Origin of the sequence: Thermoclostridium stercorarium subsp. stercorarium DSM 8532, from assembly GCF_000331995.1 — a bacterium.
Lineage (GTDB): Bacteria > Bacillota > Clostridia > DSM-8532 > DSM-8532 > Thermoclostridium > Thermoclostridium stercorarium.
Window position 1 is genome coordinate 2,144,370 of record NC_020134.1, and the last position, 12,234, is coordinate 2,156,603.

General features: G+C 44.5%; 12 protein-coding genes. 5 read left to right on the forward strand and 7 right to left on the reverse strand.

Annotated elements, in window-relative coordinates; all coding sequences use genetic code 11:
- Nucleotides 1-90: 90 nt before the first annotated feature.
- The 7 genes from CST_RS09200 to cysK form a co-directional block, all read right to left on the reverse strand.
- A complete protein-coding gene (locus CST_RS09200; protein WP_015359621.1) occupies nt 91-660 on the reverse strand; it encodes a GNAT family N-acetyltransferase in 570 nt (189 codons plus the stop codon).
- Between the two features lie 224 nt (nt 661-884).
- Entirely contained in the window at nt 885-2,114 is a 1,230-nt protein-coding gene (locus tag CST_RS09210; RefSeq protein WP_015359623.1) for a YibE/F family protein, read from the reverse strand.
- A gap of 16 nt (nt 2,115-2,130) precedes the next feature.
- Nucleotides 2,131-3,663 (reverse strand): alkaline phosphatase, encoded by a 1,533-nt coding sequence (locus CST_RS09215; RefSeq protein WP_015359624.1) that lies wholly within the window; start codon nt 3,661-3,663, stop codon nt 2,131-2,133.
- Between the two features lie 411 nt (nt 3,664-4,074).
- On the reverse strand, nt 4,075-4,311 hold the full coding sequence (locus CST_RS13950; protein WP_015485078.1) for a sensor histidine kinase: 237 nt from the start codon (nt 4,309-4,311) through the stop codon (nt 4,075-4,077).
- A gap of 48 nt (nt 4,312-4,359) precedes the next feature.
- Nucleotides 4,360-4,488 carry a hypothetical protein gene (locus CST_RS13955; protein WP_439709779.1) on the reverse strand — a complete coding sequence of 43 codons (129 nt, stop codon included), beginning with the start codon at nt 4,486-4,488 and terminating at the stop codon, nt 4,360-4,362.
- A 283-nt stretch (nt 4,489-4,771) separates the two neighbouring features.
- The gene (locus CST_RS09225; RefSeq protein ID WP_015359625.1) at nt 4,772-5,827 is read right to left on the reverse strand and encodes a sensor histidine kinase; all 1,056 of its coding nucleotides are present in this window, start codon (nt 5,825-5,827) and stop codon (nt 4,772-4,774) included.
- Between the two features lie 169 nt (nt 5,828-5,996).
- Complete coding sequence (cysK, locus tag CST_RS09230; protein WP_015359626.1) at nt 5,997-6,929, reverse strand: cysteine synthase A; 933 nt, start codon at nt 6,927-6,929, stop codon at nt 5,997-5,999.
- A gap of 233 nt (nt 6,930-7,162) precedes the next feature.
- On the opposite strand from cysK, the gene CST_RS09235 reads away from it, so the two are divergent.
- The 5 genes from CST_RS09235 (at nt 7,163) to CST_RS09255 (ending at nt 11,936) form a co-directional block, all read left to right on the forward strand.
- Nucleotides 7,163-7,609, forward strand: coding sequence for an RrF2 family transcriptional regulator (locus tag CST_RS09235; RefSeq protein ID WP_015359627.1), 447 nt, complete (start codon nt 7,163-7,165; stop codon nt 7,607-7,609).
- Between the two features lie 21 nt (nt 7,610-7,630).
- Entirely contained in the window at nt 7,631-8,782 is a 1,152-nt protein-coding gene (locus CST_RS09240) for a trans-sulfuration enzyme family protein (protein WP_015359628.1), read from the forward strand.
- Complete coding sequence (locus CST_RS09245) at nt 8,775-9,956, forward strand: MalY/PatB family protein (RefSeq protein WP_015359629.1); 1,182 nt, start codon at nt 8,775-8,777, stop codon at nt 9,954-9,956. Before CST_RS09240 ends, CST_RS09245 begins: the two co-directional genes overlap by 8 nt.
- Nucleotides 9,957-10,225: 269 nt before the next feature.
- Nucleotides 10,226-11,380: a M20/M25/M40 family metallo-hydrolase gene (locus CST_RS09250; RefSeq protein WP_015359630.1), complete on the forward strand. Its 1,155-nt coding sequence runs from the start codon at nt 10,226-10,228 to the stop codon at nt 11,378-11,380.
- The gene (locus CST_RS09255; protein ID WP_015359631.1) at nt 11,343-11,936 is read left to right on the forward strand and encodes a C39 family peptidase; all 594 of its coding nucleotides are present in this window, start codon (nt 11,343-11,345) and stop codon (nt 11,934-11,936) included. The genes CST_RS09250 and CST_RS09255 overlap by 38 nt, the downstream gene beginning before the upstream one ends.
- The last annotated feature ends 298 nt before the right edge of the window (nt 11,937-12,234 follow it).

Genomic DNA, 12,234 nt, shown 5'->3' on the forward strand with positions numbered 1-12,234 from the left:
TCCCCCCTTCCGCAGCACTGTCAGCAGAAATTGCGGAGTGCGGGAAACATGAAATTGCACGGGCATATTTTTCCCGTGTTTTAAGACATGTCAGCCGTTTCGTTTTAACCAGTCCGATTTGAGAATTGCATATTGTTTTACATCCCAATACCTGTTCTTAAAAAACAATTTTTCCCTGGCAATACCCTCATAACTCATTCCAACCTTTTGCATAACCCTTCCCGATTTTTCGTTGGGTATAAGGTGGCAGCATTCAATCCTGTTCAAGTCCATTTCGGTGAAAGCGAACTCCAGCAGGCGGTTTACCGCTTCAGTCATAATTCCCTGTCCCCAGTACTTTTTGGAGAGAACATAGCCTATTTCGGCACGCCTGTTTTTCAAATCAATCCCTACAAATCCAACAGTCCCTATCAGTTTGCCGTTTGATTTCAGGACAATGCCCCAATCACCCGCCTCGTCCTTTTCATACCTGTCAAGTGTAAATCTTATAAAATTTTTGGAATCTTCAACCGATTTGTGCGTATTCCAGGTCACAAACCGCGCCACATCATCATCGGATGCATATTCAAAAATATCATTTTCGTCCCCGGGTCTGAGCTTTCTCAATACAAGCCTTTCTGTTTCAAGCTGCGGAGTGCCTTTGAATTTCGTGCCGTTCACGTGTCTTAAACCTCCTTTGCAGGCATGCCGCCGATAAAAGCATGCCCTGCAAAAATATATAGAAAAAACCCGGCAAAATTACGGTGGGTAATTCCGCCTGAATATGCCGGGTGAAATGCTTTATTGATTAGTCTTGCACATATTTTCTTTTTTGTCAACAGCTGCAAACTGATAATGTACTTAAGCGCCGGAGAGCTCTTTGGTGACAGTATAAACTGACACAATCACTTTTTCCGTTTCCTCGTAAGCAGTATGGCTGCGGTCAGCGACGTAATCGGCGCAACCGTAACAAGGCCAATGCTCCCTACAACGGTATCGAGTATTTCCGCCGATACGTACTTATAATTCAATATGTTAATAACCGGCGTTCCCTGAGCCATAAACACCATCAGAAGCGTAACATACCCGCCCGAATAGGCCAGCAGCAAAGTTGTCGTCATTGTTCCCAGGGCGGCGCGCCCGACGCGAATACCGGACAAAGCGGCGTCACGCCATGAGATATCAGGAGTTTTGCCCACAACTTCGCAGACCGCAGAGGTTATATCAACGGCCAAATCCACAACCGCCCCGGAAGAACCGATAAAAATACCGGCCATAAATATCCTTGTGAGGTTCAAATGAGCATAACCACTGTAAAGGAGGCTTTCCGAATAGGGCATAACCGCTCCGTGAATTTTGAAGGCTTTTGTAAAAATTATTCCAAGCACGGCGGTCATAACAGTTCCAAGAATTGCGCCAATTGTAGCCGACAAAGCCCTGCAGTCAAATCCGTATACGGCAGTGATAACAATAACCGTCAGTATAATTGTAATTACCAAACCGGTCAGAACAGGATCGTTCCCGTTCAGATACCCCGGTACCAATACCTTCCATATAATCAAAACCGTCACCGCAAATGACATAAGCGCCCTTAGGCCAATTCTGCCGGCGAACAGAATAAGAAGCATTACGAATATTGCCATAAGCAGAATTTCTTTGCCTAACCGAAAATGATCAATCATATTTACGGCTTTAATCTCATCATTGCGATAACTGACAACAATTAGCGCCATATCGCCTTCCCTGAAAATCTTGTCCTGCTCAAGGGAACCGTTCAACATGTTAACAGCCTCACCTTCCGAGCCCTTAAAACGGCCGCCTAAAATCTTTATCCTGCACCTTTGCTCGCCGGTCTGTATCAATCCCGTATTTATTAATTTGCTGTTATCGGTTTGTAGTACTCTGCCCACCGTTCTGTCCGCGCCCTGGTAGATTTTTATTTTTTCATATTCGTTCGGAAGAAACAATAAAAAAATCAGAAGGGCAAAACAGATAATTTCCGGCAGATTTGACTTGAGTACCGTAAATATTTTCCCTTTCACGTTATATAGTAACCCGTCCTTTCCGAATTTTTCCGCATTATACAGCCACAGGCATGGCAAATGCATGCCATGCCTGTGGCTCAGATGCCGCATTTAAACACCTCAGCACTTATTTTACCGAAGTAAGTTTTGCCAGTTTAAAATATATGTCAGTGTTATCATAATAACCTTCAAAAAGCTCGGCTCCGTTTCCAACGGCAAAAACAGGCACCGGAAGTCCGGTATGGGCATAGGAACTAAAGTTAATGCCCGATTTGTTGTTTAGTATATGAGTAATGGTAACGGTCAGCGGCTCATAAGTCCCATAAAGTATATATTCTTCCTCGTTCAGCTGTCTGTACCCGTCAATGGTCCTCCTGTACGCCTCATACAATTTCTCATACTCATAGTCGGTCAGAATTAAATTGGGGTTTGTATCTGATTTGGCTTTATATTTGGGTACAAGTCCAAAATTCTCTTCAATATCCGTTAAAACATCGGAAAATTTCGTGTTGTTTTTCTTATACCCGGCGACATAATCAGTATCAAATTTGGCATAAGATATTTTCTGATTGGAAAGATTGGTTAAGAACGTATCATAATCCGTTCCGGCAAAACCTATTGAAAGACCGCCTGTTTCATGATCGCCGGTAACCAGTATCAGAGTATCTTCAGGATGCTTATTGTAAAATTCCACCGCCACTTCAACCGCATTGCTTAACGCAATTGTGTCATGTATTACCGTCGCCGCATCGTTAGCGTGACACGCCCAGTCAATCTTTCCGCCTTCCACCATCATAAAGAAACCCGTATCATTGTAAAGCATCTCAATGCCTTTTCTTACATAGTCTGCAAGCCTCCACTCCCCGTCTTTCGCGTCAATCTCATATGAAATTGAATCGTAGTCAGCGAGGGTTTCGGATATAACAATTGTCTTTCCGTCATTAGCGCTTAATTTTTCGGCATCTTTCTGCTTTGTTACCACTTTGTATCCTTTTTCCCTCGCTATATCATACAGGCTTTTCTGATCACCCTTTTCCCCGTTCGGGCTGATCAGCGCACCTCCCGCGAAGAAGTCAAAACCGCTTTCAATCATTTCCAGACCTATTTCATAATAATTGCTCCTGGAAGGCTGGTGCGCGTAGAACGCCGCCGGGGTCGCGTGGTTTAAGTTGACAGACGTAATGATGCCGATTTTATATCCCAACTGCTTTTTTAACTTCTCTGAAATGGCTTCAAACTTTTTTGTATATGTGGTATCCATATTGATAACGCCACTGTACGTTTTATTTCCGGTAGCAATGGATGTTGCCGTTGACGACGAGTCGGGGGCAAATGAAGAACTGTCATATGTTTCGGCCACGCCTGTAACGGGAAATTTCATAAAGCTTAGAGGCACAGCGACCACTTCGCCGTCACTTGACTTTGCGCCAAGATAATAGGATGCAGTTTGTATCTGAGGATAACTCATGCCATCCCCGATAAACAGGAATATGTATTTCGGCGCTTTCCGGCTTGCAGTTATCACTCCAGTTAATGCTGTTTTATTACGGCTTTGAAAGGTTTCAGCATTACTGCCGCCGCCTAACAGCACCGAAAACACCGATGCAATGAACAAAACCGCAAAAATGACCGACGCAATTTTTTTCCAGTGATTTTTCATTTTCTTCACCCCTCATTTTATTACTTTTTTCCTTATCCATTATAATAATAAAAAATTTTACAGACTATCATATTACTGTTAAATTAAGTTAATTTTTTGTAAAGTGTTTATGTGAAAATTATACAGAAACGCTTATACCATTGGCATTAGTTAATCTGCGCCCGGAATTAATGCTTCAAAGGGAAAATGGAACTCAGCCTGGAGTTCGTGCATGATATGAACAAAACAAGAACATATCCACTAAATTTGCAAAGTTAAACTAAGATGTGATTTGCGGCAAACCCTTGACTCCTGCGCCTTTTTTATTATTTTGTCTGTTATCTCATCAGACTTGTATCTGGCCAATACCTGGTTAGTACAGGGATCCAGTCGGCAATAATATTACGGGAGACTTCATTCAAGTCACAAATTTCAAACTGGAATATTTGCTCTTGCATCCGGCTTGACCCATTCAAAAAGTGATTCCACAAAATCTTTCAAGTGGTGTGCCTTGTCCAAAGCCACGCTGATGTATTCGTCATTTTCTTCCCCTGCCACCATTTTGTTTTGTATGTCTTCCAGGTGCCCGACCAACGAGGTCAGCGGTGTTTTTACATCATGTGAAAGGCTTGTCATCATGCGTTTATAAGCCTGTTCGGATTTTTTCATTCTGATAAGCTGTGCCTGATATCCTGTTACAATTTCATTGATACTGTATCATATGTCTTTTATCATGTCGTTTTCTCTTGCACGCACCCGGCGGTTAAGGTTACCTTTCTTTATATCTTCCAATGCGACTTTTATAATTAAAAGCTGTTCTCTGACACGAAAAAGCTTTGCTGCCATACAGGCAACAACACAAACACACAAAACTCTGTGGCAATACAGTTCCATTGTGTTGTTAACGCCGTTTTTATGAAATGTATTGACATTACTGTCAGTAATAATCTTATTATGTTTCTTTAGTCCGAAACATGCAAGAATGTAACCGGAAAAGAAAGCATTTTTAAATTTGTCTTAATTTAAAGCATTATAACCAACCGAATGATTTTGCTCAAAAGCAGACGTATGAATATTACGTCCGCCGGCTTTTTTTCATATCATGAGCTGTCTGACAGTATAACGGAATTTACTTGGGAAGCGATACGGTAAAAACCGTTTTGCGATTTGACGATGACACGGTGATATCCCCGTTGTGCAATCTGACGATTTCTTTCACTATGGCAAGCCCCAGGCCGTTACCCTCCGTTGAGCTGAATTTGCTTTCCCGGTAGAATTTTCGGAAAATTTTTTCTTTCGCCTCAGGCGGTATCTCAACGCCCGTGTCTGCCACCGACACAGATATCCTTTTTTCATTCTCGGCAATGTCAATTATCATCTCAGTGCCTTCGTCGCCATATTTTACGGCATTGTCTATAAGATTTATCCACACCTGCCCGAGCATTTCCTCGTTCGCACTGATGTAATGCTCCCCAAAATCAAGCACCGGGGTGATATTCTTTTTGCTCCATTTGTTTTCAAGAAGAAGAACACAGTTTCTGATCTGTTCCGAAAGATTATAACTTGATACCCCGGTCAGAGCCGCCTGATTCTCCACTTTTGTCAGGGTAAGAATATTTGTGGCCATCGCCGAAAGACGGAGAGCTTCCTTTTCTATAATGTCAATATATTCAGCTTTCTGCTCCTCTGTCAGATCCCCGCGTTTGAGCAGCCTCGCAAAACCCGCGATGGAAGTTATCGGGGTTTTGAACTCGTGGGAAAAGTTGTTTATAAAATCGGTACGGAATATAACGTTCTTTTCAAGTTCCTCCGCCAGATTATTGAAGCTTCTGCTCACTTCCACCGCAGTCGGATGCCTGCCGAGGAGTTTTCCGAAATGGAGCCTCGTCCTGTAGTCTCCCGCCGCAAGACGGTTCATTGCGTTTATCACATCGTTGACGGGTTTCAGCGGAATACGGCTTGTAATGGCGGTAAGCACCACTCCGATAAGTATGCTTGCGATCATCATGGTCAAAAACAGCGGAACGCTTCTCGGCGCCTCTCCATTCGGCGATAATATTCCCCTGCGAATCAAAAAAACTATAATACCCCCGACCACGGCGGTGGTTATAATAAGGAAACAAAAAACTATGCCTGAAAAAAGCAGAGTCAATGCCAAACGGTGTTTTCTTTCTTCCGGTTTCATTTTCCACCCGCCTTACAGCCAAACTCTGTGGCAATTATAATTCCTTACCGAAATTATAATATAACATATGACAATTTAAAACGCATATTTCACCGAAAGGAGCCATAAATAAAGGCGTTCCAGCTGAAAGGAACGCCTTTTCGAAGGGGGTTTTATCCGATTGGGGGTATTACTCAGAAAACAGAGGCGTTGAAAGGTACCTCTCGCCCGTATCGGGAAGAATTACAACAATAACCTTGCCTGCATTTTCAGGCCGTTTTGCCACTTCGGTGGCTGCCCAGAGCGCAGCTCCTGAAGAAATGCCGACAAGCACTCCTTCTGTTCTTGCCAGATCTCTGCTTGTGGCAAATGCGTCTTCATTCTTTACGCGAACAATCTCATCATAAATACCGGTATTAAGCACTCTGGGAACAAAACCTGCCCCAATTCCCTGAATCTTATGTGGCCCCGGCTTTCCGCCCGAAAGAACGGGAGATGCGTCGGGCTCAACAGCAACTATTCTGATATCAGGTTTCTGGGACTTTAGGTATTCACCGGCTCCGGTTATTGTGCCGCCCGTTCCGATACCTGCCACGAAAATATCAACCTTCCCGTCGGTGTCTTCCCAGATTTCAGGACCTGTTGTTCTTCTGTGGATTTCGGGATTGGCGGGATTGTCAAACTGCCCAGGGATAAAAGAATTCGGGATTTCTTTAGCCAGTTCCTCTGCCTTTGCAATTGCGCCGGGCATACCCTTTGAGCCTTCGGTAAGTACAAGCTCAGCTCCATACGCTTTCAGCAGGTTTCTTCTCTCAATGCTCATTGTCTCGGGCATTGTCAAAATTACACGGTAACCGCGGGCCGCAGCTATTGCCGCGAGAGCAATACCGGTATTCCCGCTGGTGGGCTCTATTATGACGGTGTCAGGCTTCAGGATTCCTCTTCTTTCCGCGTCCTCAATCATGGATTTTGCAATTCGGTCCTTAACGCTTCCTGCGGGATTGTAATACTCCAGTTTTGCTATTACGGTCGCCTGAAGTCCATGTTTTTTTTCATAATTAACCAGATGAAGCAAAGGAGTTCTTCCTATCAGTTCGGTTACATTCTGATAAATCCTTGCCATATTAACACACCCTTTTCATTTATTTCATATATGTTTTATATGTTTATAATACTACTTATAAATTACGGTGTCAATACCTTTGCAAAAAACCGCCGAAAAATTCCAGGCACTGTGATATCAGCACTGTTACAGCATAAGCAGCATGGCAAAATACAATTCCGGTATTGACAGATTTTCTTAATGAATTTATTATTAATACATACTATTTATATATGAAATGTGAGTGATAATGGATGAGAATATCGGCAAAAGGACGATATGCTTTGGCAGCACTGATTTATATGGGGCTACAATATAATAACGGTGAGTATATTACCATTATCAACATTTCCGAGGAACTCGGCATATCAAAGATATACCTTGAGCAGGTGTTTTCTCTGCTCAAAAAGGCTGAACTTGTAATTTCCTCCAAAGGTTCGCAGGGCGGATACCTGCTTTCACGGTCGCCCAGGGAAATTACCGTGCTCGACATACTTTCGGCCGTGGAAGTATCCCTGTTTGAGCAAACCAACGACACCGTCCCCGACAAGGCGCCTGACATTGAAAAAGCCCTGAAACTTTCGGTTTTTGATGTGCTGGATCAAAGCATCATTAAAACATTAAGCGGAATAACACTTGCCGATCTTGTAAGCGAAGCTGAAAAACACAAAAGAGACGATGCTATGATGTTTTATATATAATTTGGGCAAAGGAAGATGCTTATGGATTTTTCAACCCTGTGCGTCCATGGCTGTAGTAAAAGATATGATACTACAGGTTCTGTCAGTGTACCCATTTTTCAGTCAGCTACCTTTGTACATCCCGGCGTGGGATTAAGCACGGGCTTTGACTACTCCAGAGCCCAAAACCCCACAAGGGAATACCTTGAACAGACCGTGGCAAACCTTGAAGGCGGTGCGGACGCCATTGCCTTTTCTTCCGGCATGGCAGCCATCACTACTCTTATGGAAATTTTTTCACCGGGAGATCACATAATAGCCACCGACGACCTGTACGGGGGATCTCATCGCCTGTTCAGCCACATTTCAAAAAAGAACGGCTTGACTTTCGATTTCGTGGATACCACTGACGTACAAAACATCAAAAAATGCATACGGAACGAAACAAGGGCAGTTTTCATTGAAACTCCCACAAACCCGATGATGCATGTAACCGATATTGCCGCCGTTTCTAAGCTTTGCAGGGAAAACAGCCTCCTCCTCGTCGTTGACAATACCTTTCTTACACCGTACTTTCAGCGCCCGCTGCAGTTGGGTGCGGATATAGTGGTTCACAGTGGAACAAAATACCTTGGCGGGCATAATGATACCCTTGCAGGGTTCATTGTTGTGTCCGACGCAGCTCTTGCCGAACGTCTCAGGTTTTTGTCCAAAACAACCGGGGCGTGCCTTTCCCCGTTTGACAGCTGGCTGTTAATCCGGGGCATAAAGACACTGGCGGTACGCCTTGAAAGACAGCAGCAAACTGCTTTCAGGATCGCCGAATGGCTTTCAAAACAGGACAAAATAAGAAAAGTGCATTATCCCGGGCTTCCGAGCCATCCCGGATATGAGATTTCGAAAAAACAAACTTCGGGATTTGGGGCAATGCTTTCATTTGAAACCGACAGTAAGGAAACGGCTCACCGCATTCTTGAGCGGGTTTCAATTATTCAGTATGCCGAAAGCCTCGGCGGCGTGGAAAGCCTTATAACCTACCCGATGCTCCAGACTCATGCCGATATACCACAGCAGGAAAGGGAAGCCAGAGGTATTGGGGAATGTCTACTCCGGCTGTCGGTAGGCCTTGAAGCCGCCGATGACCTGATCGAAGATCTCAGACAAGCTATTTACGGGGGAAAAGCAAATGTATAACTTTGACGAAATCACTGAAAGGCACGGCACCAACTCGATAAAGTATGATCTTGCTCAGAAAAAAGGCATGCCTGCGGATGTGCTCCCTTTCTGGGTTGCCGACATGGATTTCAAATCTCCTCCTGAAATTATTGAGGCGCTTTCAGAACGTGTAAAACACGGCATTTTCGGCTACAGCGACACGATAGACGAATCATATTTCAATGCCCTTTATAAATGGTATTATGAACGTTTCGGATGGCAAATACGCCGTGAATGGGTGGTAAAATGCCCGGGCGTCGTGTTTGCCGTTTGTACGGCCATCCGCGCACTTACAAAGCCCGGCGACGCGGTTTTAATCCAGCAGCCGGTATATTATCCGTTTGAAAACTCGGTGAAGGACAACGGCAGGCGGTTAATTGTCAATCCGCTGATATACAGAAACGGTCGCTACTTTATGAATATAGATGAATTCGAAAGACTGGTTGCCGAAGAAAAAGTCCGGCTGTTCATTCTGTGCAATCCGCATAACCCGGTTGGTCGCGTCTGGACGGAAGAGGAACTCACTGCGGTGGGAGATATCTGCCTGAAACACGGAGTATATGTTATTTCCGATGAAATACATCAGGATTTCGTATATCCCGGGTACAGGCACCTGGTGTTTGCAAGCCTTAAGCCCGAATACGCCGACATTACCGTTACATGTACCGCTCCGTCCAAAACTTTCAATCTTCCCGGACTCCAGATTTCCAATATTTTTATCAGCAATCAGAAAATACGGAAACTGTTTACCGAAGAATTGAAAAAAACGGGTTACAGCCAGCCAAACCTGATGGGAATAGTTGCGTGTCAGGCGGCGTATGAGAAAGGATCAAAATGGCTGGACGAACTGATTGCCTATTTAACCGGCAATCTGGAATTGTTCAGGGAGTTTGTGAAAAAAGAACTTTCATCGGTTCATCTGGTGGAGCCTGAAGGCACTTATCTTGTATGGCTTGACTTCAGCAGCTTCGGGCTTTCGGACAGGGAACTGGAACAACTGCTGATTCACAGGGCAAAACTGTGGCTTTCGCCCGGACCGACGTTCGGAGCAGGCGGCGAAGGTTTTCAGCGTTTCAATATCGCCTGTCCAAGGTCTGTACTGCAGCAGGGCCTCAACCGGCTTAAAGAGGCTTTTAAGGATATCGGGGCGTGAAATATTTTTCGGCTCACGTATTTTCTGAAGGCAAGCGGGCGTTTTCGGGATGTCGCCTGTATGATTTTTAACCCCTTTGCAGGGGGTTTTTTTTATTTAAAAATTTTTTATTCAAAACTGGAAATAAATGATTGACATTTTGCATTTAAATTCATATAATTCTTATATGTTATATTTTAAATCATATATTTTATATATGTTTAATACATTTTAATACGAGCACATTAACCGCAATCGGGTTTAAGTCATAAAAAATGTGGGGTATCCGTATGAGTGAGCGTTTATGGAAAACATTCAGCGAACTTGTCGGAATATACAGTCCGTCCTTCCGGGAAAGGGAATTCTGCGATACGCTGATTAATTATCTTACATATGTAAGCGACAATATTCTTGTAGATGACGCGGGAAAGAAAATTAACGGCAATTGCGGTAACCTGTACTGTTACGTTCCCGGAAGCATAAACGTGCCACCGCTTTTGTTCTCCGCCCATATGGATACGGTGGAACCCGCAAAAGGAAAACGTGCAGTCCTTCATCAAAACGGAGATATCACTTCTGCGGGAGACACAATCCTGGGTGCCGACGACATTGCGGGAATCAGTGTCATCCTTGAAGCGGTTTTGAGACTGAAAGAGCAAAACATCCCCCACCGCCCCCTGGAGCTTCTTTTCCCTGTTGCGGAGGAAAAATACGGCGCGGGTTCTGCGGTTTTCGATTACAGCGCATTGAAATCAAAAGAAGCCTATGTGCTGGATTTGGGCGGCGAAGTCGGCGAAGCGGCGAATGCTGCTCCCACAATTCTTTCGTTCGAAATAAAAATTCATGGCAAAGCCGCACACGCCGGATTTGCGCCGAAAAGCGGCATTAACGCGATAGCCGCTGCCGCGCGCGCAATTGCAAATCTTTATCACGGGGAACCCGCTCCGGGGCTTACTTTCAATATCGGACGAATAACCGGCGGCGAGGCAGACAATATCGTTCCCTCCCTGTGCACAGTCAGTGGTGAAATCCGCAGCCTTTCCCATGACGCCGTAATGGCATACTGGAACACAGTCAAATCGGTTTTCATTGACGAAACATCCAAAGCAGGCGCAAATATCGAGGCAACTTACAGGATTGAGCTTAAAGCATACGAAACTCCGCTGAATTCGGTGGTGGTAAGACGTTTTGTCAGGGCATGCGGGAGAGCCGGCATTATTCCTCGTATTCACTCAACTTTCGGAGGCAGCGACCTGAACAATTTTGCGCTGCACGGGATCACCGGCCTTGTAATTGCCTGTGGAATGCATGAGGCGCACAGTCTTCGGGAATACAGCAATATACATGAACTGGAGAAATGCGTAAAACTTGTCATGGAACTGATAACAGACCGGGAGGAGATGACTTATGAGGATACCTCTGCAATACCAGCGAACCGAATATGACTGCGGTCCTACCAGCCTCCTTAATGCCATAAGTTTTCTTTTCGACCGGGAGGAATTCCCGCCTGACGTACTTCGCCACTGTATGATTTGCACACTCGACAGCTACAATGATAAAGGAGAAGCTCATAAAAACGGCACATCGGGCATGGCCATGTCTTTCATAGCCTGCTGGCTTAATGAATACGCCAGGGCGACAAAATTCCCCATCCGTGCCGAGGCACTGACCGGAAACGATGTTTACATAGACGAAAACAGCCCCATTATTAAGGCTCTTAAAGCCGGCGCCGCCGCAATAGTGCGGGTCTTTCTGGACTGTGGGCATTACGTTACTCTCACCGGTCTCACTGAAGAAGGAATTGAACTTTTTGACCCATATTACCGCGACACACCTTTTTCTGAAGCAGAAATAAGGATAATTGACAACAAACCCTTTTCCGCGAACAGACTGGTCTCTTTAAGGCATTTTAACCGCGAAGACGACGTGCCGTATGCCTTTGGCCCTGTAAGCAGCAGAGTGGCGGTGATTCTATACAATACCAGCAAAGCAAAAATATAAACAAAGTTAATATGAAAAAATCTCTTGACGTGGTGTTATAAATTACTATATTATACCTATAAAACATATATATTATATATGAATTTGGAGTGTCAATATGGCTAACAGCGCGGGAGCAAAAAAGATGATAATGCCGTTCCATACTCAGATAATGTGTTGTTGCTGTCATCACACCCATAACTTCATATATGGGCGAACGTCCCCGTTTGTCTGATTTTACTGTATTTCAGGGAATAAATGGTGCCGTTCGCCAAAAGCGGGCGGCACTTTTTTAACATAAAAAAAATCCCGATGGAGG